General features: G+C 70.1%; 23 protein-coding genes and 1 pseudogene. 9 read left to right on the forward strand and 15 right to left on the reverse strand.

What is annotated here, in order from left to right:
• Nucleotides 1–18: 18 nt before the first annotated feature.
• Nucleotides 19–813: a metal-dependent hydrolase gene (locus tag OG718_RS44995; protein WP_143633076.1), complete on the forward strand. Its 795-nt coding sequence runs from the start codon at nucleotides 19–21 to the stop codon at nucleotides 811–813.
• Nucleotides 814–875: 62 nt separating this feature from the next.
• Here the strand turns inward: OG718_RS44995 and OG718_RS45000 are convergent, their stop codons facing one another.
• The 4 genes from OG718_RS45000 to OG718_RS45015 all read right to left on the reverse strand — a co-directional run bounded on the left by OG718_RS45000 (nucleotide 876) and on the right by OG718_RS45015 (nucleotide 5,599).
• The gene (locus OG718_RS45000) at nucleotides 876–1,157 is read right to left on the reverse strand and encodes a type B 50S ribosomal protein L31 (protein WP_328846867.1); all 282 of its coding nucleotides are present in this window, start codon (nucleotides 1,155–1,157) and stop codon (nucleotides 876–878) included.
• Between the two features lie 64 nt (nucleotides 1,158–1,221).
• A complete protein-coding gene (locus OG718_RS45005; protein WP_328846868.1) occupies nucleotides 1,222–1,692 on the reverse strand; it encodes a DUF5709 domain-containing protein in 471 nt (156 codons plus the stop codon).
• 317 nt (nucleotides 1,693–2,009) lie between these two features.
• Entirely contained in the window at nucleotides 2,010–3,800 is a 1,791-nt protein-coding gene (locus OG718_RS45010) for an ABC transporter ATP-binding protein (protein WP_328846869.1), read from the reverse strand.
• Complete coding sequence (locus tag OG718_RS45015) at nucleotides 3,797–5,599, reverse strand: ABC transporter transmembrane domain-containing protein (protein ID WP_143633083.1); 1,803 nt, start codon at nucleotides 5,597–5,599, stop codon at nucleotides 3,797–3,799. Before OG718_RS45015 ends, OG718_RS45010 begins: the two co-directional genes overlap by 4 nt.
• A gap of 188 nt (nucleotides 5,600–5,787) precedes the next feature.
• On the opposite strand from OG718_RS45015, the gene OG718_RS45020 reads away from it, so the two are divergent.
• Nucleotides 5,788–6,534, forward strand: a complete 747-nt coding sequence (locus OG718_RS45020) for a hypothetical protein (protein WP_186001026.1) — start codon at nucleotides 5,788–5,790, stop codon at nucleotides 6,532–6,534.
• 66 nt (nucleotides 6,535–6,600) lie between these two features.
• Here OG718_RS45020 and OG718_RS45025 read toward each other — a convergent pair whose 3' ends face one another.
• Nucleotides 6,601–8,097: a glycosyltransferase family 39 protein gene (locus tag OG718_RS45025; protein ID WP_328846870.1), complete on the reverse strand. Its 1,497-nt coding sequence runs from the start codon at nucleotides 8,095–8,097 to the stop codon at nucleotides 6,601–6,603.
• A gap of 119 nt (nucleotides 8,098–8,216) precedes the next feature.
• On the opposite strand from OG718_RS45025, the gene OG718_RS45030 reads away from it, so the two are divergent.
• Both OG718_RS45030 and OG718_RS45035 read left to right on the forward strand, forming a co-directional pair.
• Complete coding sequence (locus tag OG718_RS45030) at nucleotides 8,217–9,839, forward strand: peptide-N4-asparagine amidase (protein WP_328846871.1); 1,623 nt, start codon at nucleotides 8,217–8,219, stop codon at nucleotides 9,837–9,839.
• Between the two features lie 142 nt (nucleotides 9,840–9,981).
• Nucleotides 9,982–11,451 (forward strand): cation:dicarboxylate symporter family transporter, encoded by a 1,470-nt coding sequence (locus tag OG718_RS45035; protein WP_328846872.1) that lies wholly within the window; start codon nucleotides 9,982–9,984, stop codon nucleotides 11,449–11,451.
• Nucleotides 11,452–11,554: 103 nt separating this feature from the next.
• On the opposite strand, the gene OG718_RS45040 is transcribed toward OG718_RS45035, so the two are convergent.
• Together OG718_RS45040 and OG718_RS45045 are read right to left on the reverse strand one after the other, a co-directional pair.
• Nucleotides 11,555–13,012: a Gfo/Idh/MocA family protein gene (locus OG718_RS45040; RefSeq protein WP_328846873.1), complete on the reverse strand. Its 1,458-nt coding sequence runs from the start codon at nucleotides 13,010–13,012 to the stop codon at nucleotides 11,555–11,557.
• Between the two features lie 193 nt (nucleotides 13,013–13,205).
• Nucleotides 13,206–13,670, reverse strand: coding sequence for a MarR family winged helix-turn-helix transcriptional regulator (locus OG718_RS45045; RefSeq protein ID WP_143633093.1), 465 nt, complete (start codon nucleotides 13,668–13,670; stop codon nucleotides 13,206–13,208).
• Nucleotides 13,671–13,765: 95 nt separating this feature from the next.
• Between OG718_RS45045 and OG718_RS45050 the strand changes: the two genes are divergently transcribed.
• Together OG718_RS45050 and mltG are read left to right on the forward strand one after the other, a co-directional pair.
• Nucleotides 13,766–15,565: an ABC transporter ATP-binding protein gene (locus tag OG718_RS45050; RefSeq protein WP_143633095.1), complete on the forward strand. Its 1,800-nt coding sequence runs from the start codon at nucleotides 13,766–13,768 to the stop codon at nucleotides 15,563–15,565.
• A gap of 43 nt (nucleotides 15,566–15,608) precedes the next feature.
• On the forward strand, nucleotides 15,609–16,454 hold the full coding sequence (gene mltG, locus OG718_RS45055; RefSeq protein ID WP_143633097.1) for an endolytic transglycosylase MltG: 846 nt from the start codon (nucleotides 15,609–15,611) through the stop codon (nucleotides 16,452–16,454).
• Between the two features lie 2 nt (nucleotides 16,455–16,456).
• Here the strand turns inward: mltG and OG718_RS45060 are convergent, their stop codons facing one another.
• The 6 genes from OG718_RS45060 to OG718_RS54490 all read right to left on the reverse strand — a co-directional run bounded on the left by OG718_RS45060 (nucleotide 16,457) and on the right by OG718_RS54490 (nucleotide 22,038).
• Nucleotides 16,457–17,587 (reverse strand): NAD(P)/FAD-dependent oxidoreductase, encoded by a 1,131-nt coding sequence (locus tag OG718_RS45060; protein ID WP_260694878.1) that lies wholly within the window; start codon nucleotides 17,585–17,587, stop codon nucleotides 16,457–16,459.
• A 147-nt stretch (nucleotides 17,588–17,734) separates the two neighbouring features.
• Entirely contained in the window at nucleotides 17,735–18,886 is a 1,152-nt protein-coding gene (locus OG718_RS45065; protein WP_143633099.1) for an LLM class flavin-dependent oxidoreductase, read from the reverse strand.
• Between the two features lie 4 nt (nucleotides 18,887–18,890).
• Entirely contained in the window at nucleotides 18,891–19,922 is a 1,032-nt protein-coding gene (locus OG718_RS45070; protein ID WP_143633101.1) for an ABC transporter substrate-binding protein, read from the reverse strand.
• 195 nt (nucleotides 19,923–20,117) lie between these two features.
• Nucleotides 20,118–20,885: an ABC transporter ATP-binding protein gene (locus OG718_RS45075; protein ID WP_328846874.1), complete on the reverse strand. Its 768-nt coding sequence runs from the start codon at nucleotides 20,883–20,885 to the stop codon at nucleotides 20,118–20,120.
• Nucleotides 20,858–21,784 (reverse strand): ABC transporter permease, encoded by a 927-nt coding sequence (locus tag OG718_RS45080; RefSeq protein WP_328846875.1) that lies wholly within the window; start codon nucleotides 21,782–21,784, stop codon nucleotides 20,858–20,860. The genes OG718_RS45075 and OG718_RS45080 overlap by 28 nt, the downstream gene beginning before the upstream one ends.
• A gap of 170 nt (nucleotides 21,785–21,954) precedes the next feature.
• On the reverse strand, nucleotides 21,955–22,038 hold the full coding sequence (locus tag OG718_RS54490; protein ID WP_353963658.1) for a putative leader peptide: 84 nt from the start codon (nucleotides 22,036–22,038) through the stop codon (nucleotides 21,955–21,957).
• A gap of 257 nt (nucleotides 22,039–22,295) precedes the next feature.
• Between OG718_RS54490 and OG718_RS45085 the strand changes: the two genes are divergently transcribed.
• Entirely contained in the window at nucleotides 22,296–22,718 is a 423-nt protein-coding gene (locus OG718_RS45085; RefSeq protein WP_143633106.1) for a YjbQ family protein, read from the forward strand.
• Between the two features lie 105 nt (nucleotides 22,719–22,823).
• On the opposite strand, the gene OG718_RS45090 is transcribed toward OG718_RS45085, so the two are convergent.
• Nucleotides 22,824–23,507 (reverse strand): MOSC domain-containing protein, encoded by a 684-nt coding sequence (locus OG718_RS45090; RefSeq protein WP_143633108.1) that lies wholly within the window; start codon nucleotides 23,505–23,507, stop codon nucleotides 22,824–22,826.
• Nucleotides 23,508–23,832: 325 nt separating this feature from the next.
• Between OG718_RS45090 and OG718_RS45095 the strand changes: the two are divergent.
• Nucleotides 23,833–23,992 (forward strand): annotated as a pseudogene (locus OG718_RS45095) (plasmid stabilization protein); the annotation flags it as partial.
• Between the two features lie 1,095 nt (nucleotides 23,993–25,087).
• Here the strand turns inward: OG718_RS45095 and OG718_RS45100 are convergent.
• A complete protein-coding gene (locus tag OG718_RS45100) occupies nucleotides 25,088–25,483 on the reverse strand; it encodes a VOC family protein (RefSeq protein ID WP_328846876.1) in 396 nt (131 codons plus the stop codon).
• Between the two features lie 153 nt (nucleotides 25,484–25,636).
• Here OG718_RS45100 and OG718_RS45105 point away from each other — a divergent pair, with 153 nt between their 5' ends.
• A complete protein-coding gene (locus OG718_RS45105) occupies nucleotides 25,637–26,056 on the forward strand; it encodes a CBS domain-containing protein (RefSeq protein WP_328846877.1) in 420 nt (139 codons plus the stop codon).
• The last annotated feature ends 9 nt before the right edge of the window (nucleotides 26,057–26,065 follow it).

A 26,065-nucleotide genomic window follows, 5' to 3' on the forward strand; every position in this document is an offset into this window, starting at 1 on the left:
ATGGGGCGGGGTACGGCGATGATGGGACCAGCACACTCACTGTCGGGAGCGGCGGCCTGGCTGGGCGTCGGAGCCGCGGCGGCCGCCACGGGACACACGATGCCCTGGCCGGTCCTCCTGGTCGGCGCGCTGATCTGCGCGGGCGCGGCACTCGCCCCGGATCTGGACCACAAGGCGGCGACCATCTCGCGGGCCTTCGGACCCGTCTCGCGAGGGCTGTGCGAGATCGTCGACAAGCTTTCCTACGCCGTCTACAAGGGGACGAAGAAGGCGGGCGACCCGCGTCGCTCCGGCGGGCACCGCACTCTGACGCACACCTGGCTGTGGGCGGTGCTGATCGGTGCGGGAGCCTCGGCCATCGCGATCACGGGAGGCCGCTGGGGGGTCCTGGCGCTCCTCTTCGTGCACATAGTGCTCGCGATCGAGGGGCTGCTCTGGCGGGCGACGCGCGGCTCCAGCGCCGACATCCTCGTGTGGCTGCTGGCCGCGACGAGTGCCTGGATCCTCGCGGGAGTACTGGACAAGCCCGGCAACGGCGCCGACTGGCTGTTCACGGCGCCGGGCCAGGAGTACCTGTGGCTCGGACTGCCGATCCTGCTCGGCGCGCTGGTGCACGACATCGGGGACGCGTTGACGGTGTCGGGCTGCCCGATCCTGTGGCCGATCCCGGTCGGCCGCAAGCGCTGGTACCCGATCGGACCGCCCAAGGCGCTGCGGTTCCGGGCGGGCAGCTGGGTCGAGCTGAAGGTCCTGATGCCGGCGTTCATGTTGCTCGGCGGAGTGGGCTGCGCGGCCGCTCTCAACTTCATCTGAACGACCGCGACCGCTGGGCGAGCGCCGTCCCCCGACGGCCTGACACCAGCCCCCGGGCACGATCAGGCCGCGTCGCCCCCGCTCGGCGCCTGCCCCTGGTTTCCGCTCCCGTACCGCTTCTCGAATTGGGCGACCCGGCCCTCCGTGTCCACGGTCCGGGCCTTGCCCGTGTAGAAGGGGTGGCTCTCGGAGGAGATCTCCACGTCCACGACGGGGTACGTCTCGCCGTCGTCCCAGTCGATCGTCCGGTCGCTGGTCGCGGTGGACCGGGTGAGGAAGGCGTATCCGGCGGCGCGGTCACGGAAGACCACGGGGTGGTAGTCGGGCTGCTTGTCCTGCTGCATGACTGCTCCTTGCCTGGGGAGGGGGTGCGCGGACAGGTCGGCGGAGACGACGGGAGCAGCCCCGTCAGCCGTACGGGGAGTCCTCGTCGACGATGTGCATGGCGGCCTCTTCCGCCGAGGCAGCGGCGCCGTCGATGCCCACGTCGGTGGCGATCAGACCGCTCTCGCCATCCTCGTGCGCTCCTTCGTTCGGCGCCACGAGACGGCCGGAGCGGAGGTCGCCCACCTCGTTGTCCAAGGGCTCCCCGTCCGAGTCCGGGCAGTCTCCGATGCCGTCACCGTCCGGTGCCGCGAGCTCCGGGACCTCTTCCAGGAGGCGCTCGTCCAGGGTCTCGCCGCGATGGCGCTCGGCAGCGGTCACGTCGTTGCGCTCCACCGCCCACGGTCGCTCCGGCGGTGACCAGCCCCGGTCCAGAGGATCGTTCACGCCGTCGGATTCCAGGGTGTCCTCGGCGTCGAGCAGCCCCGCGTCGTCCTGAACCTCGGATCCGTCGGGCTGGTAGACGTCGTCTCCCCAACCGTCGGCGCTGTCCACGGGTACCTCCAGGTGGTGCGGGCCGGCCTGCTGTCACCGTGTTCGGTGGCGGGTGCGCGGGCCGCTCGGCCCAGGCCTCGCCTGTACGGAACGCACGGAACCAGGCGGTTCCCGGGCGTTCCCCGAGCCGGTGCCGACATCCACCCTTCCACCCCTCTTCGACACCGCGCAACGGCACGGGGCCCGGCGGCTGTCACCAGCGGTGGGAACGGGCCGGGGCGGGGAGCACGCCGCTGCGTGACCCCGCCCCGCTCATGAGTGGACCCCGGACCGGCCCCGGTCGGCCCGCACAGAGGCCGACCGGGGGCATTGCCCGCTCACCCGTGCCAGGACCGCCACAGTGCCGCGTACGCGCCGTCTGCGGCGACCAGTTGATCATGACTGCCCAGCTCGCTGATGCGGCCGTTCTCGACGACCGCGATGACGTCCGCGTCGTGGGCGGTGTGCAGCCGATGCGCGATGGCGACCACGGTGCGGCCGTCCAGGACCCGGGCCAGGGAGCGCTCCAGATGCCGGGCCGCGCGCGGGTCGAGGAGCGAGGTGGCCTCGTCCAGGACCAGCGTGTGCGGATCGGCGAGCACCAGCCGGGCGAGCGCGATCTGCTGCGCCTGGGCCGGAGTGAGGGCCAGCCCGCCCGAGCCGACCTCGGTGTCCAGACCGTCGTCCAGCGCCCGCGCCCAGCCGTCGGCGTCGACCGCGCCGAGGGCGGCCCACAGCTCGGCGTCGTCGGCTTCCGTGCGGGCGAGGAGCAGGTTGTCGCGCAGGGCGCCCACGAACACGTGGTGTTCCTGGTTGACCAGCGCCACATGGGAGCGGACCCGTTCGGCGGACATCCGGGACAGCTCGGCGCCGCCCAGCGTGATCCGGCCGGTACGGGGTGCGTAGATTCCGGCGAGCAGCCTGCCCAGCGTGGACTTGCCCGCGCCGGACGGACCGACCAGGGCCAGCCGGGTGCCGGGCGCGACCTCCAGGGTGACCTTGCGCAGCACGTCGACGCCCTCGCGGTAGCCGAAGTGCACCCGGTCGGCGTGCACGTCCCGTCCGTCGGGGGCCAGGGACGCGTCACCGGCGTCCGGCTCGATGTCGCGGACGCCGACCAGCCGGGCCAGCGAGACCTGGGCCACCTGGAGCTCGTCGTACCAGCGCAGGATCAGGCCCACCGGATCGACGAGCATCTGCGCGATCAGGGCGCCCGTCGTCAGCTGCCCCACCCCGATCCAGCCCTGGAGGACGAAGTACCCGCCGATCATCAGGACCGAGCCGAGGACCGTGACGTGGGTGAGGTTGATGACCGGGAAGAGCACCGAGCGCAGCCACAGGGTGTACCGCTCCCAGGCGGTCCACTCCTGGACCCGCCGGTCCGACAGTCCGATGCGGCGCTCGCTCAGGCGATGCGCCTCGATGGTGCGGCCCGCGTCCACGGTCTCCGAGAGCACGGCGGCCACGGCGGCGTAACCGGCGGCCTCGGAGCGGTAGCCGGACGGAGCGCGCTTGAAGTACCAGCGGCAGCCGACCACCAGGATCGGGACGGCGACCAGCACGGCGGGCGCGAGCGGCGGCGCGGTCACGGCGAGCCCGCCGAGCAGCAGCGCCACCCACACCACACCGATGGCCAGCTGCGGCACGGCCTCGCGCATGGCGTTGGCCAGCCGGTCGATGTCCGTGGTGATCCGGGACAGCAGATCCCCCGTTCCGGCCCGCTCCAGGACACCCGGCGGCAGCCTCACCGACCGTACGAGGAAGTCCTCGCGCAGGTCGGCCAGCATCCGCTCGCCGAGCATCGCGCCCCGCAGCCGCACCTGACGTACGAACACGGCCTGGACGACGAGGGCGAGGACGAACAGCGCGGCGGTGCGCTCCATGTGCAGTTCGCGTGCCGCGGCGGTTCCGTCGGCGACGCGCTGGACGAGCGAACCCAGCAGGTAGGGGCCCACCATCGAGGCGATGACGGCGACCGTGTTGACGGTGATGAGCAGCAGGAAGGCACGGCGGTGCCGTTGGAACAGTTCGGTCACGTAGGCGCGTACGGTCGCGGGGGCGCCGACGGGCAGGGTCTCTGCGGTCGTCGGGGCGGCCGGGTCGTAGGCCGGTGGCGCCACGCCGATCATGCGGTCTCCTCGATTTCTTCCAGTTCTTGCAGGCGGCTGCCCAGTTCGTGTGCGGTGGCCTCGTCGTCGGTCTCACGGGTCACCACGGCCCGGTACCGGGGCTCGCTGTGCAGCAACTCGCGGTGCACGCCGACCGCCGCGACCTCGCCCTCGTGGACGAGCACGACCCGGTCCGCGTGGTCGAGGAGCAGCGGCGACGAGGTGAACACCACCGTCGTACGGCCCTGGCGCAGGGACCGGACGCCGTCGGCGATGCGCGCCTCGGTGTGCGAGTCGACCGCGGACGTCGGTTCGTCCAGGACGAGCACCTCCGGGTCCGTGATCAGCGACCGGGCCAGCGCGAGACGCTGGCGCTGGCCGCCCGACAGGGAGCGGCCGCGTTCGGTGATCCGGGCGTCCATCGGATCGGCGGCGTCCAGAGACCCCTGGGCGAGCGCGTCCAGGACGTCGCCGCACTGCGCGGCGGCCAGTGCCTCCTCGGAACTGACGTCCCCGGAGGCGGGCACGTCGAGCAGTTCGCGCAGCGTGCCGGAGAGCAGCACCGGGTCCTTGTCCTGGACGAGGACGGCGCTGCGGGCGGAGTCGAGCGGCAGCTCGTCCAGCGGTACGCCGCCGACCAGCGCCGACGGCAGCTCCGAGGAGTCCGCCGCGTGACCACCGAGCCGCTCGGCCAGCACGCCCGCGGCGTCCGGGTCACCGCACACCACGGCGGTGAGCCGTCCGGCGGGTGCGAGCAGCCCGGTCGCCGGGTCGTACAGATCACCGGCAGGTACGACGGCCTCGCGCGAGCCCTCGCCGTCCGTCGCCCGCTCCAGCGACAGCACCCGGGCGGCGCGTTTCGCGGACGGCCGGGAGAAGGAGTAGGCCATCGCGATCTCCTCGAAGTGACGGAGCGGATAGGTGAGGAGCATGACGGCGCTGTACACGGTGACCAGTTCGCCGACGGTGATCCGGCCGTCGCGGGCCAGGTTCACGCCGTGCCAGACGACGACGATCAGCAGCAGCCCGGGCAGCAGTACCTGGATCGCGGAGATCAGTGCCCACATACGGGCGCTGCGCACGGCCGCGTGCCGGACCTCCTGCGAGGCGCGGCGGTAGCGGTCGAGGAACAGCTCCTCGCCGCCGATGCCGCGCAGCACGCGCAGTCCCGCGACGGTGTCCGAGGCGAGCTCGGTGGCGTGTCCCGCCTTCTCGCGCTGGAAGTCGGCACGCCGGGTCGCCCGGGGCAGCAGGGGCAGCACCGCGAGCGCCAGGACGGGCACACCCACGGCGACCACGACGCCGAGCGCCGGCTGGTAGACGACCAGGGCGACACAGACGAGCACGATCGTGACCGCGGCCGCGGTGAACCGCGACACGGCCTCCACGAACCAGCCGATCTTCTCCACGTCACCGGTCGAGACCGCGACGATCTCGCCGGCCGCCACGCGCCGCGTCAAGGCGGAGCCCAGCAGGGCGGTCCTGCGCGCCAGGAGCTGCTGGACGCGTGCGGCCGCGGTGATCCAGTTGGTGACCGCGGCCCGGTGGAGCATGGTGTCGCCCAGCGCGATTCCGACCCCGCACAGCGCGATCAGCCCGCCCGCCATGCCGAGCCGCGCACCGGAGCGGTCCACGACGGCCTGCACGGCGAAGCCCACACAGAAGGGCAGTCCGGACACGGACAGGAAGTGCAGCAGACCCCAGGCCAGTGCCTTCGCCTGTCCGCCGAGCTGATTCCGGCCGAGCCACACCAGGAACCGGGGCCCCGAGCGTGCGTCCGGCACACCCGGGTCGGGATACGGAAGGTCTTGAATCTGCATGACGTCCCAGGGGGCTCGTAGAACGGAGTGGGGGGAGGCAACAAACCGTGAAAGGTTCGCGTCACAGAGTGTCCGCAGGCAAACGGTTTTCCGCCGCGAGGCAAAGATTCGGCCCGGACCGCCCGCATATCGCCCGGAAGCCGAGGGGCCGGACGCAATCGTCCGGATCGTGGTGCGACGATGGACCGATGCGAATAGGCGGTGCGATGCGCACGACGGCCGCGGCCGCGGTGTCCGGTGCCCTTCTGATGTCCCTGGCGGCCTGCGGCGGTTCGGACGGCGGGAGCGGAAAGAAGAGCGACGGGCAGGCTGACAACGGGACCGGGTCCGAGCGGGCGCGCACCGTCGATCTCAAGACCATCCCTGACGTCGGCGACAAGCTGCAGAAGCAGATTCCCGAGGGCTCCCGCCAGGTCGTGGCCGTCTACGGAGAGGGCGAGAACTCGGCGGACTCCACGATCGTCCTCTACACCAAGTCCGGCTCCACCTGGGACAAGACCCGGAGCTGGAAGGGCCACAACGGCAAGAAGGGCTGGACGACCGACCACCGGGAGAACGACAAGCGCAGCCCCGTCGGGGTCTTCACGCTCAGCGACGCGGGCGGAGTGCTCGCCGATCCCGGAGCCAAGCTCCCGTACACCGAGTCGGCGGGTTTCCAGGCCCCGCACTACTGGGCCAAGTCGCACTGGAACGACTTCGACTACGTCATCGCCATCGACTACAACCGCGTCAAGGGCACCTCGCCGAACGATCCGACCCGCCCCCAGGGCCAGTCCAAAGGCGGCAGCATCTGGCTCCACATGGACCACGGCAGCGGTACGTCGGCCTGCGTGAGTCTGCCCAAGTCCGGCATGGAGTACCTGTTGCGCACCCTCGACCCGGACCGGAAACCGGTCGTGGTGATGGGCGACAAGGCCAACCTCAAGGCCGCCTGACCGCCTGTCACCGGCCACTGCGTGCCCTCAGTTGCCACTGCGTGCCCTCAGTGGCAACTGAGTGCCTCAGTAGTAGTGGCGAAGGGACGGCCACAGCCGCGACCACGGCTGAGTCGTCCCCGCGCACAGCACCACGGCCGCGCCCTGCTCCTCGTTCTCCACCCCGTGCCCGTTGTCCACGCGCGCCACTCGACGGCAGTCGGTGAAGTACCGCTCGATGCCTTCCGCGTCCTCCTGCCGCACGACGAGCACCGGTCCGTCGGCCGAGTCCGGCGGAGGGCCCCAGTCGGCGTAGCTCATATGGCCGGAGTAGGACCTGGGCAGCCCGCGCTCGGGGCCGTAGCGGTCCAGGGCGCCCGCCTCGCCGTAGTTCTGCGTGAAGAGCACGGCACGCGCCCGCTCGCCGGCCGGAATCACGGACCAGCCCTTCGCGGTCGCGTCGGCGAGTGCGGGCCAGCCCACCTGTTCCCCCTGCTCCTTGTTGAGTGCCATCGGCACGGCGAGCGAACTCGGCGGCAGCACGGGCAGGGTGACCATCGCGTTGACCGCGACGGTCACGAGCACGGCCGCCACGGGCCACGTACGGCCATGCCGCCGCGTCCAGGCCAGAGCCGGTTCGCAGCCCGCCACGAGGAGCACGATCAGCAGGGGAACGACGTAGTAGCCCTTGCCGCCCAGTGCCATGACCAGCACGCACAGCAGGGGGTACGCGACCGCCGTCGGACGAGCCCACCGCATGGGCGGATCGTGCAGGAGCCGCAGCCAGCCCGCGATCCACACCGGCACGAACAGCGGGGACAGATAGATGAGTTGCTCGGGCACGAACAGGATCCGGTTCTCGGTCCCGTCGTCCGTGCCGATCCCCTCCGCGACCGTCAGCTGAGGCCAGTTGCGATCCGCCTGCCACCACAGATTGGGCGCCGCCACCGCTAGGGCCGCGGCCGCGCCGGCGAGCAGCCACGGGCTGCGCAGCACCCGCCGCGGCCCCACGGCGAGTACACCCGCGAGCAGCGCGACGACCAGCAGCGCCACGAGGTACTTGTTCAGCAGACCGACTCCGACGCACAGGCCGATCGCAAGCCACCAGCGCCCGTCGCCGGTGCGCAGCAGGCGCAGTACCAGCCAGCAGATCAGCAGCCAGGCCAGCAGGTCGAAACCGGCGGTCGACACCATGTGCCCGACGGCCAACGGTTGCGCGGACACGCCCGCGAGCCCCGCCGCGACCACCTGTGTCCTGCGGTCACCGCCCAACTCCCGTGCGACGAGGGCGACCACGAAGACGGCGGCCACGAAGGCGAGAGTCGCCGGGACCCGCAACGCGACGGTTGAGTCCCCGAACAGCGCGGTGGCCGCCCGCGCCAGGAACGGCGTAAGCGGCGGCTGGTCGACGTACCCCCAGGCCGGACGATCGCCCGCCGCGAGGAAGTACAACTCGTCGCGGTGATACCCGTATCGGCCGGACAGCGCGGTCAGTACGGCGGCGAGGACGGCCGCCAGACCCGCCACGGGGCCGAGGGCGAAACGGGACAACTCGCGCGGCGCGTTGTCCCGTTCCCGATCCATTGCGTCCCCCCGCCAACCGGTCGCACCACCGTACTGAGGAGGGCAGATCCGGTCGAGGGGGCCCGTCATGGCCCGAGGACGCATTGCGGCCCGGGCCAACTCCCCGTAGAACACCGCCCATGAGAAGACGGATCATCATGTCCATGCTCGCCGGGGTGACCCTCGTGGCGAGCACCCTCCTCGGGGCGGTCCCCGCGCAATCGGCCGACGCGCCTGCCGAGTTCGGCACCGACTGGCACGACCCGGTCACCGCCGCGCCGCCGGTCACCCGACCGGACACCAAGTCCTGCGACGTCACCGTAGCCGAGGCCCAGTTCAAGGACTTCACGCCCTACAAGGGCGCATACGTGCCCCCGCGCGGCTGCGGCGACCGCTGGAGCAAGGTCGTCCTGCGCCTCGAAGGGAAGGTCAAGGGGCGGCAGTTCGACCGGCTCGGCCATCTGCACATCGGCGGAGTGGAGGTCTTCCGTACGTCCACTCCGCAGCCCTCGCCCGACGGTATCGAGTGGTCGGTGGAGAAGGACGTCACGCGCTACAGCGACACGTTCCGGCAGAACCAGAACGTCGAGATGCTCATCGGGAACGTCGTGGACGACACCTACACGGGCATCATCGACGTCAAGGTCACGCTCACCTTCTACGCGGGCGAGCCGGCCGCCGCTCTCCACGAGGGCGAGCCCGCCGCGAAGAAGGCCCCCGACCGCGTACTCACCCTCCAGGACGGCGCCCTCACCACGCCCCGCAACAGTGAACGCATCGTCGCCGAGGTATACGCCACAGGGTCGGGCGGCGGCTGCGAGGAGTACTGGTATCTGACGGTGCCCGACGCCGCGCCGTACTCCTGCAAGGCGGGCGACGGCCCCTACCGAGAGGTGCAGATCAAGGTCGACGGCCGACTCGCGGGCATCGCGGCGCCGTTCCCGACCGTATGGACCGGAGGCTGGTCCAACCCGTTCCTCTGGTACGTGATTCCCGGCCCGCGCGCCTTCGACATCAAGCCCGTCGAGTACGACCTGACGCCGTTCGCCGGGCTGCTCAACGACGGCCGTCCGCACCGGATCGACGTCTCCGTAGTGGGCGTTCCCGAAGGCCAGAGCGGCTGGAGCGCCCCGGTGAACGTCCTCGTCTGGCAGGACGCGAAGAGCAAGCACGTCACCGGAAAACTCACCGCGCACAGGGCGGGAGACCTCGACAACTCCTCGACGTACACGCCGGGTTCGGAGCACCGTCTCGACACCGAGGCCGGGCACCGGCTGACCGTGGCCGGGTACGTCGACACCTCGCACGGCCGCGTGAGAACCACCGTCGACCGCCGACTGGCCAACACCTCCGTGCACCGCTGGACCGACGGCGAGAACACCGACGCGCTGAAGGGAACCTGGACCGACGACGAGACGGTCACCGTGGACGGGCGCGGGGCCGCCAAGTCGACCCGGACGCACCGGATCTACACCATGGACGGCACCACCACGCTCGGCGCGGGCGACCGGCTGCGGACCGTGCTCTCGCTGGGGGACCATGCCGCGGTCGAGGAGACACGCGGCGGTCGGCGTACGGCGTGGTCCCGGCTCGACGACAGCTACGTGGGCGACGCCACGTATACGGCGAACGTGCCGCGCGATCAACGGCACGCGGTCGGCACGACCCGTGAGCGCTTCCGGCTGTACGGGTCGGGCGGTTGTCACGACCGGACGCTGGTGACCGTGCAGGGGACGCTCACCGAGGACCGCGCGGACTGCTGAACGGGCCGGTGTGGGACGTGCCACATCCTCGATGATTTACATGCCTGTCACATCGAGGTCTCCGGCGGTAGCAAACTCCCCCGATAGTGATCACCGCGGAATCCGCTTTCCGCATCCCAGAAGTCCCCCTGGAGGAGTGCCCGTGCCGCCGTCTGTACCGTCCCCGCGACGCGTCGCACGCATACTGCGTACCTCACTGTTCGCGCAGGTAGCCTGCGCGCTCGTACTCGGAATCGTCGTCGGAAGGTTGTGGCCGGACACGGCCACGACCTTCCAGCCGCTCGGCGACGGTTTCGTGCGTCTCATCAAGACGGTGATCTCGCCGCTCGTGTTCTGTGTGGTCGTCGTCGGCATCGCCAAGGCCGGCAACCTGAAGGCCTTCGGGCGGATCGGGCTCAAGGCCCTGATCTGGTTCGAGATCGCCTCCACCGCCGCGCTGCTCATCGGCCTGATCGCCGCCAACGTCTTCGCCCCCGGCTCGGGCATGAACGTCGACCCGTCGAAGCTCGACGCCTCGGCGGTCGACGACAAGACCGCCGGCGGTGCGTTGCCGACGACCACGGAGTTCATCCTGGACGCGTTGCCGCAGAGCGCGGTCGGCGCCTTCGCCGAGAACTCACTGCTGCAGGTCCTTGTGCTGGCCTGCCTGACGGGCGCCGCGCTGCTCCACCTCGGCAACACCAAGGTGCCCGCGATCCTGCCCGCCATCGAGCAGGTCCAGGAGATCATCTTCGCGATCGTCGGCTTCGTCATGAAGCTCGCCCCCCTCGCCGTCTTCGGCGCCATGGTCCACCTGGTGGGGGAGTACGGCCTCGGGGTCATGGAGACGTACGGCAAGCTCATCGTTCTCTGCTACGCCGTGGCGGTGCTCTTCCTCGTGCTGCTCGCCGTCGCGTTGAAGCTGGTCACCGGGCTGAGCCTGTGGAAGTTCGTCCGTTACACGCGTGCGGAGTTGCTGCTCGCGCTCGGCACCGCGTCCAGCGAGACGGTCATGCCCCGCATGATGCAGAAGCTGCGCCAGGCGGGAGCCCGTGACGACGCGGTGGGTCTGGTGCTGCCGACGGGGTACTCCTTCAACCTCGACGGAGCCTCGATCTACCTCTCCATCGGCACCCTGTTCATCGCGCAGGCCGTGGGCGTCGATCTCAGCCTGGGCCAGCAGGTCACCGTGATCCTGGTGCTCATGCTGACCAGCAAGGGCATGGCCGGCATCCCGGGCTCGGCCTTCCTCGCCCTGTCGGCGACCGCCTCCTCGCTCGGCGCCATCCCCGCCGGGGCCGTGGCCCTGCTGCTCGGCGTCGACCGCATCATGGACTCGATGCGCGTCGTCACCAACCTGCTCGGCAACTGTGTCGCCGTCTTCGCTGTCTCCCGCTGGGAGGGAGCCCTGGACACGGACCGGGCGAAGAAGATGCTCGACGGCGAGATCGCGTTCGTGGAGGAGGACGTGACGCCCGGCGGCAGCGACCCGAAGGCGGAAGCGCCCGCGCAGACCGCTCGGACCACGCCGGCGGACACTCCGGACAAGGGCGAGGCGCCCACTGACTCGGCGGAGGAACCCGCCGAGGTCAAGGCCTCCTTGGCCAAGGAGCCCGCGGGCGAAGCGAGTTGAGAGCCGGGGCCCGGCGCATCCGCTCGACGCCGGGCCCCACGCCTCCCACCATCCGAAGGCTCCACCCCCGAAGGACGCGCCCCCGGGGGTCACTTCCGCCCGGTCACCCCTGCGGCTTCTGCGAGTCCACCCCCGACCGCTCCTTCTTCCACAGCCCGCGCGTGAAGTCGGGGATCGCCTGCGGTGCCCCGTGCGCCTTGATCGAGGCATGGCTCAGCGGCACCGGCGCGGTCCAGGTGGCGGCGTCGTACACGTCGAAGTCCGGTACGAGCCCGAGCCGCATGCACTGCATCAGCCGGAACAGCATGATGTAGTCCATCCCGCCGTGTCCGCCGGGCGGGTTGGAGTGCTCCTTCCACAGCCAGTGATCCCAGTCGGCGTACTCCCCGAAGTCACCCCAGGCGTCATCTGTGTGGTCCGGCTCTATGTAGATCCGCTCCGGGTAGTCCTCGAAGACACCCTTCGTGCCGCCGAGACTGTTGATCCGCGAGTAGGGGTGTGGCGTCGACACATCGTGTTCGAGCCGGATCACCCGTCCCTTGGCGGTCTGTACGAGGCTGATGGTCCGGTCGCTCTCGATGTACGTCTCCTTCCAGCTCGGGTCGCCCGGCGGCATGTTCGCCGCGCGGTACTCGGCGAGTCCGAGCGAGGGCGTGCCGAAGCTGGAGACGTGGGTGACGCGGTCACCGCGGTTGACGTCCATGTAGTTGGCGACGGGCCCGAAACCGTGGTTCGGGTAGAGGTCGCCGCGCAGCCGGGTGTGCCAGAGTCGCCGCCACGGGCCCTCGTAGTAGTCCGGGTCGAACATCAGGCCGCGCAGATCGTGGTTGTAGGCGCCCGCGCCGTGCAGCAGCCGGCCGAACTTCCCGGCGTGTGCCATGCGCAGGACCCGCATCTCGTTCCTGCCGTAGCAGCAGTTCTCCAGCTGCATGCAGTGTCTGCGGGTGCGCTCGGAGAGGTCGACCAGTTCCCAGAGCTGGTCGAGCCGCATGGCGACCGGACACTCCACGCCGACGTGCTTGCCGCTGAGCATCGCCGTCTTCGCCATCTCGAAGTGCCAGTCCCAGGGCGTCGCCACGTACACGAAGTCGAGGTCGCCGCGCTCGCACAGACCGACGAAGTCGTGATCGCCCTTCGTGTACGTCGCCGGGGCGGGCTGGCCCGCGGCCACCACCTTGGAAGCGGCGCTCGCGATCTTGTCCTTGACCGGGTCGCACAGTGCGACGACGCGGACTCCGTCGAGGGCGAGGAACAGGTCGATCATGCCGTTGCCGCGGTTGCCGAGCCCGATGATCCCCACCCGTACCGTGCCGCGCCCGTCGAAGGGCACGCCGATCATGGTTCTGCCCTTCGCGGCGGGAACGGCGGGTTCGGCTTCCGCCGCTGCCCCGGGTGCGGTCTCCGCCGCCGTCCCGGGCTCGGCCGCGTGAGCCGTGCCCCCACCCGCGAGCGCGCCGATCCCCAGACCCGCTCCGGCGGCTCCGGCCGTGCGCAGGACCGAGCGTCGGGAGTGGCCCTCGGGGTTCTCGTCGGGTTCCGGTGTCGCGTGCTCGTCGTGCATCGGACCTCCTCGGTGGATGAGCGCGGGTTTCGGCGCGCTGTCACCCTCCTAGGGGGCCGACCGGGTCGCAAGGGGCCGAAGTGGCCAGGGAGTTGGACTTCCGGGCTCGGTCTTTGGACTTCCGTGCGCGTGGGTGAGTGGGCGGCGCGAGCCCCTCACTCCTGTCGGCCGCCCCCCATCGGCGCCGCCCCCGTCAGCAGTCGCGCTTCGGCGCCTCCACCGCGCCCATTCCGTCCACCAGCGTGTCCAGCAGCCCCCCGAGCACCTTGCGCTGGTCGTCCGACAGCGGCGCCAGGATGTCCTCCGCCGCGGTCCGCCGCGCGGCGCGCAGCTCGCGCAGAGCCCCGCGGCCGTCGTCCGTCAGCTCGATGCGGATCACCCGGCGGTTGGTGGGGTCCGGTACGCGACGCACCTTGCCGCTCGCCTCCAGACCGTCGACCAGCGTCGTCACGGCCCGGGGCACCACCTCCAGCCGCTCGGCCAGGTCGGCCATGCGCGGCGGTGAGCCGTAGTGCGCGAGGGTGCGCAGGAGCCGGGACTGGGCAGGGGTGATACCGAGCCCGCGCTTCTCCAACTGACGCTTCTGGATGCGGTGCACACGGCGGGTCAACCGCAGCAGCTGCTCGGCGAGCAGGCCGTCGGCGTCGGGGGTGTCCATGACGGGAACAATATCAGGACCTTGTTCATTGTGAGTATAGGTAACAATGAGCTATGCTCCGTCAGTCATCGTTCTCTCACCCTCCGTAGGAGCCCATGCCCCGCGACGACATCAACTGGACACCGCCACCTGTCGAGGACGGACAGCCCCGGCAGGTGCGCCGCATTCTCAAGCTCTTCCGTCCCTACCGCGGCCGACTGGCCGTCGTAGGCCTCCTCGTGGGCGCCGCGTCCCTGGTCTCGGTCGCCACGCCCTTCCTGCTCAAGGAGATCCTCGACACCGCGATTCCGCAGGGCCGCACAGGCCTGCTGAGCCTGCTCGCGCTCGGCATGATCCTCAGTGCCGTCCTCGGCGGTGTCTTCGGAGTCCTGCAGACCCTCATCTCCACGACGGTCGGCCAGCGCGTCATGCACGACCTGCGCACCGCCGTCTACGGCCGGCTGCAGCGCATGTCGCTCGCCTTCTTCACCAGGACCCGCACCGGCGAGGTCCAGTCGCGCATCGCGAACGACATCGGCGGCATGCAGGCCACGGTCACCTCGACCGCCACCTCGCTCGTCTCCAACCTCACCAGCGTCATCGCCACGATCGTCGCGATGGTCGCCCTGGACTGGCGGCTGACCGTCGTCTCGCTGCTCCTGCTGCCGGTGTTCGTGTGGATCAGCCGCCGAGTCGGCAACGAACGCAAGAAGATCACCACCGAGCGCCAGAAGCAGATGGCCGCCATGGCCGCGACCGTCACCGAGTCGCTCTCCGTCAGCGGCATCCTGCTCGGCCGCACGATGGGCCGCTCGGACTCGCTCACCCGCTCCTTCGCCGACGAGTCCGAGGGCCTCGTCGACCTGGAGGTCCGGTCGAACATGGCGGGCCGCTGGCGGATGGCCGTCATCGGGATCGTCATGGCCGCGATGCCGGCCGTCATCTACTGGACCGCGGGGATAGCCCTCCAGTTCGGCGGGCCCGCCATCTCCATCGGCACGCTCGTCGCCTTCGTCTCGCTGCAGCAGGGCCTCTTCCGGCCGACCGTGAGCCTGCTCTCCACCGGCGTCCAGATCCAGACCTCGCTCGCCCTGTTCCAGCGCATCTTCGAGTACCTCGACCTGCCCATCGACATCACCGAGCCCGAGGACCCGATCCACCTCGACCAGGTCAAGGGAGAGGTGCGCTTCGAGGACGTGGAGTTCCGCTACGACGACAAGAGCGGCCCCATCCTCGACGGCATCGACATCACCGTGCCCGCCGGCGGCAGCCTCGCCGTCGTCGGCGCGACCGGTGCGGGCAAGTCCACGCTCAGCTATCTGGTGCCGCGTCTGTACGACGTCACGGGCGGCCGCGTCACGCTCGACGGGGTGGACGTGCGCGACCTGGACTTCGACACCCTCGCCCGCGGGATCGGCGTCGTCTCCCAGGAGACGTACCTCTTCCACGCCACGGTCGCCGAGAACCTGCGGTTCGCCAAGCCGGACGCCACCGACGAGCAGCTGTACGCGGCCGCGAAGGCCGCGCAGATCCACGACCACATCGCCTCGCTGCCCGACGGGTACGACACGGTGGTGGGGGAGCGCGGACACCGGTTCTCCGGCGGTGAGAAGCAGCGCCTGGCCATCGCCCGCACCATCCTGCGGGACCCGCCGGTCCTGATCCTCGACGAGGCGACCAGCGCCCTGGACACCCGCACCGAGCTCGCCGTGCAGGAGGCCATCGACGCCCTGTCGGCCAACCGGACCACCCTCACCATCGCGCACCGGCTGTCCACCATTCGGGGCGCCGACCAGATCGTGGTTCTCGACGGTGGGCGTCCGGCGGAACGGGGCACGCACGAGGAGCTGTTGGAGCGCGAGGGCCGCTACGCCGCACTGGTCCGCAGAGACGCCCAACTGGAGCCAACAAGATGAATATATGTCGAGTTTATGGCGATATGCGGGTTACCGTGCCCGCATGCAGATCTACTCGCCGCCCAGTCGGCCACGGAGAACGATTCGACTGACGAGCCGGGGCCGGACCGCCCTCATCGTGACCGGCGCCGTCGTGGCGGCCACCGCCGTGGCGGTGCCGCTGCTGAGCACGGACGAGAAGAAGGAGCCCCTCGCCCTGGTGGTCCCGGAGGGCTGGCGCTCCGGCCAGGTCTACGAGGCCGTCGACAAGGTCCTCGCCCTGCCCGGGGGCACCACGAAGAAGTCCCTGGAGAAGGCGAACCTCAAGCTTCCGAACGACGCGAGCGGCAACCCCGAGGGGTATCTGTTCCCGGCCACGTATCCCATCGACAAGAAGTCGACTCCGGTGTCCCTGCTGTCGTACATGGTCGACACGGCGAACAAGAGGTTCGGCGGAGGTACGGTCACGGCCGGGGCCGAGCGGAACGCGATGAACGTCTACCAGACCGTCACCGTCGCGAGCATCGTCCAGGCCGAGGCGGCCACCAAGAAGGACATGGGCAAGGTGGCCCGCGTGGTCTACAACCGGCTCGACCGGGGCATGCCCCTGCAGATGGACTCCACCATCAACTACGCGCTGAACCGCAACACCCTCCGCACCAGCGAGAACGACACGCGGCTCGACAGCCCGTACAACACGTACGTGCGGATGGGGCTGCCGCCGTCGCCCATCGCCAACCCCGGCGAGGAGGCGATGCGCGCCGCGGTCGCTCCGCCACAGGGCGACTGGCTCTACTTCGTCACCGTCAAGCCCGGCGACACACGTTTCACCGCCGACTACGAGGAGCACCGGAGGAACGTCGCGGAGTTCAACCGCACCAGCAAGCGCGCGGCGCCGAAGTCCGGCTGAGCTCATCCAACCGGCATACCCTTCGGCGCACTCATCGGGGCGGCGTTCGGGGCGACCGCCAGCAGCCGCCTGATGTCCCGTACCGCCGAGCGCCCGGCGCGGTTGGCTCCGATCGTGCTGGCCGACGGCCCGTACCCGACCAGATGGATCCGCGGATCGGCGACCGCGCGGGTCCCCTCGACACGGATGCCGCCGCCGGACTCGCGCAGCCGCAGCGGCGTCAGATGGTCGATCGCGGCACGGAAACCGGTCGCCCACAGAATGACGTCGGCGGCCACGCGACGCCCGTCGTCCCACTCCACGCCGTCCGGAGTGATCCGGTCGAACATCGGCTGCCGGTCCAGGACGCCGTCCTCGATGCCCTGCCGGATCGCGTCGTTGAGCGGCAGCCCGGTCACCGACACGACACTCTTCGGCGGCAGCCCCTGGCGGACGCGTTCCTCCACGAGCGCGACCGCTTCCCGGCCCACGTCCTCGGTGAACGGACCCTCACGGAACACCGGCGGCCGCCGTGTCACCCAGGTGGTTCCGGCCGCGTACGGCGCGATCTCCAGCAGATGCTGCGTACCGGACGCGCCCCCGCCCACCACGACGACCCGCTGTCCGGCGAACTCCTCGGGCCCCGGGTACTGGGCCGTGTGCAACTGCCGCCCCCGGAAGGTCTCCTGCCCCGGGTAGCGCGGCCAGAACGGGCGGTCCCAGGTGCCCGTCGCATTGATCAGGGCCCGCGTCGACCACGTACCGTCGGAGGTCTCGACGAGCAGCCGGCCCGCCTCACCCTCGCGCACGGCCTTCACGTCGACCGGCCGCCGCACCCGCAGATCGAAGGTGCGCTCGTAGGTGTCGAAGTACTCCGCGACGACCTGGGAGGACGGCCGCGCCGGGTCCGCGTCCGTCAGCTCCATGCCCGGCAGCGCGTGCATTCCGTGCACCTTGCCGTACGTGAGGGACGGCCACCGGAACTGCCACGCCCCGCCCGCCCGCGGCGCGTGGTCCAGGACCACGAAGTCCCGCTCCGGCTCGAAGCCCGTGCGCCGCAGGTGATAGGCGCTGGACAGTCCGGCCTGTCCAGCGCCGATCACGACGACATCGACTTCCCGCACTGCCCCCGCCTGCGCTCCGGTGTTGTTCACGCTTCTACTAACTCCACGGGTGGCGCGGATCTTCCCCGAGCCCAGTAAGGGGCGTGGGGAACTGCGTGACCGGCCATCTGCGGCCCGCAGACAAAAGACGGCCCGCAGATCGAACGGCACTCCCGGCGGAGCGCTTCGGCGGCGCACTCAGCGACCACTGGCGACCAGGATCGGCGCCCCCGACGCCGGAACACGCGACAGCAGCCCCCGCACGGCCAGCTCGGGAATCACCCCCTCCCCGAACCAGTACGCCTCCTCCAGATGCGGATACCCGGACAGCACGAAGTGCTCGATGCCCAGCGCGTGGTACTCCTCGATCCGGTCGGCGACCTCGGCATGGCTGCCGACCAGCGCGGTGCCGGCGCCTCCCCTCACGAGACCCACGCCCGCCCACAGATTCGGGGAGATCTCCAGCCGGTCGGAGGAACCGCCGTGCAGCGCGAGCATGCGCTGCTGGCCGACGGACTCGCTGCGGCCGAGCGCCGCCTGCGCGGCCGCGATGGACTCCGGATCGAGGTCGTCGAGCAGGCGACCCGCCGTCCTCCACGCCTCGGCCGACGAGTCCCGCGAGATGGTGTGCAGCCGGATGCCGAAGCGGACCGTACGCCCCTCGCGCTCGGCGAGCGAGCGGATCCAGTCGATCTTCTCCTTGACCTGCTCCGGGGGTTCGCCCCAGGTCAGATACACATCAGCGTGCCGCGCCGCGACCGGCCCCGCGGCCGCCGAGGAACCGCCGAAGAAGATCTCCGGCAGCGGGTCCGGCGGCAGCGCGGTCAGCCCGCCCTCGACCTGGTAGTGGGCCCCGTCGAAGTCGTACGGCTGCCCGCGCCACACCCCTCGTACGACGGACAGGAACTCGTCCGTACGCGCGTACCGCTGGTCGTGGCCGAGTTGGTCGCCGAAGCGGCGCTGCTCGGTGGAGTCGCCGCCGGTGACGACGTTCAGCAGAAGCCGGCCACGGGTGATGCGCTGGTACGTGGCCGCCATCTGGGCGGCGAGCGTCGGCGAGATGACGCCGGGCCGGAAAGCGACCAGGAACTTCAGCCGCTCGGTGTGCTGGGCCAGCGCCACCGTCGTCAGCCAGGCGTCCTCGCACCACGTACCGGTCGGCGTGAGCACCGCCTCGAAGCCCAACTGCTCGGCCGCCTTGGCGATCTGGGCCAGATACTCGATGTCGGGCGCACGCACCCCACTGACCGGCCGGGCGCGGTCGACGGGGTTGGCCGCGTAGGCGTGCCGGTCCACCAAGGTGCGGCCGTCGCCGCCCGTCGGCAGGAACCAGTGCAGATGTACGGTCATGACGTCACGACTCCTTCGAGGGGCGGGGAGTGGTGGTGGACGGCGGCAGGTCGCCGTTGAAGCGGGTGTCCACGAAGTCTCCGAAGTCGACCTTGCGGGGGATGAGCTTCAGGCCGGTGAACGTGTCCGCGATCTCCTGCTCGGAGGCGATGAGCGGCTTGTCGATGGCCACCGGGACCCTGGTCGCGTTGGTCCGCTTCACCGAGGCCAGCGCCACCTCGTAGGGCAGCCCGGTGTCCTTCGCCCAGACCTCGGCCCAGTCCTCCGGGTGCTCGTAGACCCAGTCCTGCGCGCGCCGCAGCCGCTCCAGATAGTCGGAGATCGCCGCGGCCTTCTTCTTGTCCTTGAGCGCTCCGGGCGCCGCCACCTGGAAGGTGAGCCCGTTGACCACGTCGTCGCCGTCCGTCAGGACCTTGCCCTGCTTGGCCTGCAGCACCTGGGAGGTGTACGGGTCCCAGACCGCCCAAGCGTCGACCTTGCCGGAGGTGAACGCGGCCAGTGCGTCGGCGGGCTGGAGGTACTTCACCTTGACGTCGCCCAGCGTCAGCCCGGCCGCCTTGAGCGAGGCGACCAGTTGGTAGTGCGCGGACGAACCCTGAGCCACCGCGACCGACTTGCCCTTCAGCTCCTCGGTCTTCTTCAGCTTCGAGTCCTTGGGCACGAGGATCGTGTCCCCCTTGGACCTGCCCCGGTAGGCCGCGACGGCGGTGATCTTGGAGTTGGCGCCGGCCGCGAAGACCGGTGGGGTGTTGCCGACGCCGCCGATGTCGACGGCCTTGGCGTTCACCGCCTCCAGGAGGGGCGGGCCGGATGTGAACGTCGACCACTTGATCTTGTAGTTGAGGTTCTTGAGTTCTCCGGCGGCCCGCAGCACCGCCTCCGAACCACCCTTCTGGTCACCGACGTTGAGGGTGAGCGAGCCCTTTCCGTCGGTTCCGTCGCCCGTCGAGGTGCTGGCCGACGAGTTCCCGCCGCAGGCCGCGGCCAGCAGGGCCAGGGGGAGGAGCAGAGCGGCGGGGACGAGGTGTCGTCGCATGAGGATTCCGTTCGGTTGGTTCAGGTGAAGGTGAAGGTGAAGGTGAAGGTGAAGGTGAAGGTGAAGGTGAAGGGGTGAAGGCGATGGGTTCGGGTGTGCGTGGCCGGGCAGACGGGCGGTTGGGGTGCGGGTGGTTGCTCGACCGGGCGGTTCGGACGCGCGTGGTGGCGTAACCGAGCTGTCTTCAGAGGGAGTTCAGGCGGCCTCGGCGGCGGTGTCGACACCCAGCCGTTCCAGCAGCCCGGCGCGCAGCTCGGCGAACCGCGGGTCGGTGATGTCCCGCGGACGGTCCAGTTCGACCTTGGTCTCGTACGCGATCACGCCGTCGTCCATCACGAGGACGCGGTCGGCCAGCAGCACCGCCTCCTCGACGTCGTGCGTGACCAGGAGCACGGCGCAGCCCCGGCGTTGCCACAGCTCGCCGACGAGCCGCTGCGCCTTGATCCGGGTCAGCGCGTCCAGCGCGCCGAACGGCTCGTCGAGCAGCAGCAGATCGGGTTCGCGCACCAACGCGCGGGCCAGCGAGGCGCGTTGGGCCTCTCCGCCGGACAGCGTCTTGGGCCAGGCGTCGGCGCGGTCGGTGAGGCCCACCTCGGTCAACGCCTGCTCGGCGACGGCGCGTTCGGGCTTGCCGGGCAGCCCGAGCAGGACGTTGCGCCACACCTTCTTCCATGGCATCAGCCGGGGTGCCTGGAAGGCGACGGCCTTGCGGCGCGGTACGAGGACGGTGCCCTCGATGTCGCGGTCGAGCCCGGCGAGGATGCGCAGGAGGGTGGACTTGCCGCAGCCGCTGCGACCGAGGAGGGCCACGAACTCGCCCGGCTTCACGTCGAGTTGGAGGTTGTCGATGACGGCGCGGCCGTCGAAGGAGCGGGTCAGGCCGTCGACGCGTACCACCGAGGAGGGGGCGGGAGCGGTCGTGACCTTCTCGGTGGTCACCGGCCGGTGAACGTCGGTCGCCATTGCAGCAGCAGCCTTTCGAGGGAGCGGACGATGAAGTCGGCGAGCAGGCCGAGGAAGGCGTAGACGATCAGGCAGACCACGATCACGTCGGTACGCAGGAAGTCGCGCGCCTGGACCATCAGGAAGCCGATGCCGGAGTCCGCGTTGATCTGCTCGGCGAAGACGAGTGCAAGCCAGGCGATGCCCAGCGAGTAGCGCAGACCGGTCATGGCGCCGGGGAGGGCGCCCGGCAGCACGACATGCCGTACAAGTCCCCAGCGGGACAGGCCGAGGGACTCACCGGCCTCGATCAGCTGGGAGTCGACGCCGCGGATACCCGCGTACACGTTGAGGTAGAGCGGGAAGGACACGCCCAGCGTGATGATCGCGACCTTGGGGGCCTCGCCGATCCCGAACCAGATGATGAACAGCGGGATCAGACCGACGAACGGCACGGTCCGCAGCATCTGGACGCTCGCGTCGACGAGGTCCTCGCCGATCCTGAACAGGCCCGAGACCAGGGCGAGTCCGGTGCCGACGACGGTGCCGAGCAGGAGCCCCACGGCGACGCGCTGGAGCGAGACACCCATCGCGTTCGTCAGCGATCCGTCGGAGACCAGATCGCCGGCCACCTGGGCGATGGTGCCGGGCGAGGCCAGGACGTCCGCCGTCAACACGCCCGTACCGCTGAGGACTTGCCACAGGGCGAGCAGCAGTACGGGGCCGGAGGTGCGGCGCAGCCAGCGGGGGACGCGGGTGCGGCGGGTAGAGGCGGGGACGATGGGTTCGAGTTCGGGCAGGGCGTGCTCGGCGGACTTGATGTCAGCGGACTCGGCGTCGGTGGACTTGGGGTCGGCGAACTCTGATATTCCCGAAATATCTGGTCCATGAGAGTCCGGCGGGGCATGGCTGATGCTCATGAGGGCTCCACGGCAGGAGAGCGACGGTGGGCGCGCGCAGGAGAGATGCGGGGTGCGCGGAGGGCGGGCGCGCGTCAGCGTCCCGGCATCGGCATCCGGCTCAGATCAGACGGATGTGCGGACGCAGGGGTGCGCTGAGGCGCAGAAGAGGTGAAGCAGGTGAAAGGGCGTCAGTGTCCGCGGCGACACGCGGCGGAGGCCACCCGCAGCAGGTCGATGTGACCGCGCGTGGTGAGCATGACTGAACGCAACATGCGGCTGAAAGTAGCCAGCTGGGCCGCGTACGGTCAATGGCGTCTCGCGGAGTGGACCTCGGGTATCACGGGTCGAGCGGGTGAGGTCCTGGTGGGGGCGGGGGAGCGTCCGCGACTGCTGGGCGGGATATTGCCTGGACCGCTGGGAGGCAGGGGGAGCGATCGGCCTGTCGGGGTACGACCGGGCCCGCGGAACCCGCGATGGGCGTGAATCCGACAGCTGGTGCGAAATCCGGGGGATCGGCGAGGATTGGTCCATGTCCGATGCCTTCACCAGCCGTGTACTGAACATCGCCTCCGGATCCAGTGAGAGGGTCGTCGACCTCACCGGTGAATGCGAGGCCTTTCTCCGCGAGGTCGCGGGCGATCGCGACGGCCTGCTCAACGTTTTCGTGCCTCACGCAACAGCCGGCGTCGCCCTCATCGAAACGGGTGCCGGCAGCGACGACGACCTGCTCGCCGCGCTCCACGCCCTCCTCCCCGCGGACGACCGCTGGCAGCACCGCCACGGCAGCCCCGGCCACGGCCGCGACCACGTCCTCCCGGCGATCGTGCCCCCACATGCCACGCTGCCGGTCCTGGGGGGCAGGCTGGAACTGGGGACGTGGCAGTCGGTGTGCCTGGTCGACACGAACCGGGACAATCCAGATCGGCGGGTCCGACTGTCGTTCCTCGGTTGAGGGGCGACGCGTGAGGACGGTGGGTGTGATGTCCGGCCGCGCCAAACGGGCAGGCAGTAGAGACACTTGGCAGCGCTGGACAGCGACGTTCACAGTCGATGACATTCAGTCGAGCCAGCGGGCCTTGTCCCCGATACGGACCTGGCCGGGTTTCTCGACCGCCGCGTACACGCCGAGGGTGTTGCCGAGCTCGCGGGCGACCCAGCGCAGCACGGCGCGGTCGTGCGGGACAGTCGGCGTCTCCTTGGTGATCATCACGCAGCGGTCGCACCCCTCGGTGAAGCGCAACCGCAGCGTGCCGATGGCCATCCGGCGGCCGATCCAATCGTGCTCGGGATACCCGGTCGCGTGGTCGCCGGGCACATCGTCGAGCACCAGGTTGGGCCGGAACCGGCTGGCGTCCATCACACTGTCCGGCAGCGTCGAGCCGAGGCTGCGCAGCGCCGTCGTTGTCAGTACATGGAGCGCGGCGTCGGGCCGGTGCGGCTGGTGCTCGACCAGCGCGACCTTGGCCTGTACAGCCGCACTGAGCCGACTGGCAGCGTCAGGCGCATCGGAGCGAAACCGCCGGCCGTCCGGCAGGACCAGCTCGGCCACACCCGGCCCGAGGGTGACCGCCCGCAATCGCATGAGCGCCGGAACAGCACCGGCCCAGGTGACCTCTTCCCGCTCGTCGCGGATGGCGATGCCCCGGTCACCCTCGATCCCGAGCACACTGACCGTGGCCGCGGTCAGTCGCTCACCACCCACCGACTTCACTGGATACCGCCACAGTTGGTCGACCCGCATCCATCGCCCCCTTCATCCCAGCGGTCCGGCGACCGTGGTCGACGGCTGCCCAGGCGAGCACAGTGACGATCACCGTACTGAAGGTCATGCCGTCCTTCCACCGTCGCGTGGCTGTGACGTCCACCAGCGGCCCCATCGCGGCGACTTGCTGTGGTACCTCACGAACTCGGGGCGACTGAAGCCAACATGGTGGGGCCGCTGAACAACATCAGGACCACAGCAGCTCGCCGACCATGTTGGAACCGTCCTTGGTGCCGGCCCGTTTCTACCGCCCGGAGGCTGGACGCGTATGGGCGTGGGGCGCGTGCCCGAGACGCAGATCGAATCGTCGTCGAAGCGGGGCGGCCGGCGTTCGCACACCGGTGCGGAAGGCCCCACATGCGACCACCACATGAGACCAGTTGTACGGAGAGGCCAAGCGCCGCAACATCAAGTGCCGCTCCTCCATGAAGAAGGCGGAACTGCAGCAGAAGCTGGGGTGCTGAACGGGTACGCCGGCCCATCCGCGCACGTGGCCACAGCTCTACCGATCTCCGGAGCCGCACGCAGAAGTCCGACTCGGCTGCAAGCGCCAGTGTTTGAACGGAGACCGCAGGGAGACTCGGGGTGTGGCTGAGCGGCCGTGGGACGAAGGCCGCGGACCCGGTGGGACCCTGGTCCGTGGCCTTCCCCGCCCCCGGGAGTTGCCGGCCTGACCGTCGTCGAGCCGGAACTCGGCGGGCCGCCTCAACCCACGTTTCGCCAAGGCCGGTTGGGTACTCGGGGGGACAGGAGCGGAAGACGTAGGAGGTGCCTCACCATGGAGCCCGGCACCAGCACAGACTTCGAGTTGACGCACGAGGACACTGGGACCGGGGACGGCGCGGTCACGCTTCCCTGTGCTCGGCTTCCCCAAGGCGACAGTGGCGGTGTTCCGGAGACCACCGACCCGGAGAGCCACATCATCCGGGGTGAGGACTGAATCCGCCGGTCACACACGAGGTTCGGCTCGCACTGCGCGAGTGGTCCGGGACGACACACGGACAGCGCCCGGGCAACGACATCCGTCGCCCGTGACGTGATCCTTGTTTCGCGCCGGTCGGCGTTCCCGGCGGCTGCCCATTCGGTAGGCCGTTTCAGGCGCCTCGCCTCAGAGGTCTCCTAACGGCCGCGGCGGCGAAGAAGAAACGCAGGCCCGACCTCCTCCTCGGATGGCCCCTGCCAACCTGAGCTGCGCGAGCAGGTCGTCACGGGTCTTGGCCTGCCGTCACCCGAGGCCACCGCGCCCCTGGCTGCGGCCGGCCCAAGGTCCGCCTCCTCCAACTCCTCCAGGTCGGCGACAGTTGGCCCCTGGACGGTCCCGTCATCGGCCTCCTCGCTGACGACCGGGGCGAACTTCGACGGCGTATGAACCGGGCGGGGCGCAGGGAGTGCACGCCGAAAAGGAGGCGGCCACGGTGACGCGCCTCGGTGTCCGTCAGACGTACTGCCAACTGATCCCGGGCCTCGCCCTTCGACACCTCGCGCTGTGGGCCGGGGCCGTCCGGTCGGATCAGTAGCTCGTCGATCCGGTGCTCCGACTCGCCGGGTGTCCCAAGGTGCTAGGCGCCGGACGAGTCGATGCGTATCCAGAGGCAGAAGGGGTGGCCGGCCGGGTCGTACAGGACGCGCACGTCGTCCTGAGGCTGGAAGTCCGCCAGCGTCGCCCCCAGGCCAAGGGCGGTTTCGACGGCCGATGGCAGATCGTCAACTTCGATGTCCAGATGCATCATCATCTGCTGCTCGGACGGGGTCGACGGCCACTGCGGGCGCGTGAAGTGCGGCTCTGTCTGGAACGACAGCCCGGCACTTCCGTCGGGCGGTGCGATCTCCACCCAGTCCGGTTCCTCCTTCCTTGTCGGCCACCCGAGCAGGCCCTGGTAGAACCGCGCGAGCTCATGGGCGTTCGGTGCGTCAACAGTGGTCGCGGACAACGTGAAACGCGATTGGGGCTTCATGTGATGCTGTTGCCCTGGTTCGTTGCTGAGAGACCTTCCACCCAGATGTCGGCCTCCCCCGATGGTGCGGCGACGTGCAGGGCCATGCTCCTCGGGTACCCGGGGCCATCCGGCGGTGGCAGGCATCGCCGGGCTCAAGGAAGAGAACTCCTCATGGCCCAGCAAGTACGCGACATCATGACCAGCGCACCGGTGACGGTCGAACCCCAGAGTTCGGTGACGGCGGTCGCCCGGCTGATGCGCGACCAGAACATCGGGGACGTTCTGGTGATGGACGGTGGTCAGCTGCGCGGACTGGTCACTGACCGTGACCTGGTCGTACGAGCGATCGCGGAGGGCGGCGACCCGGAGCAGACGACCGTGTCGGGCGTGTGCAGCAGCGACTTGGTCACGGTGGGTTCCGAGGAGGACCTGGACCGTGCGGTGGAGCTGATGCGCGAGCACTCCGTACGCCGGATTCCTGTCGTCGACGGTGGACGGCCCGTGGGGGTCGTCGCCCTCGGCGACCTGGCCATGGAAAGGGATCCGGAATCGGCGCTCGGAGACATCAGTGTGGCGAAGTCCAACCAGTAGCCGGCCGTG

It is taken from the genome of Streptomyces sp. NBC_00258, assembly GCF_036182465.1.
Classification (GTDB): domain Bacteria; phylum Actinomycetota; class Actinomycetes; order Streptomycetales; family Streptomycetaceae; genus Streptomyces.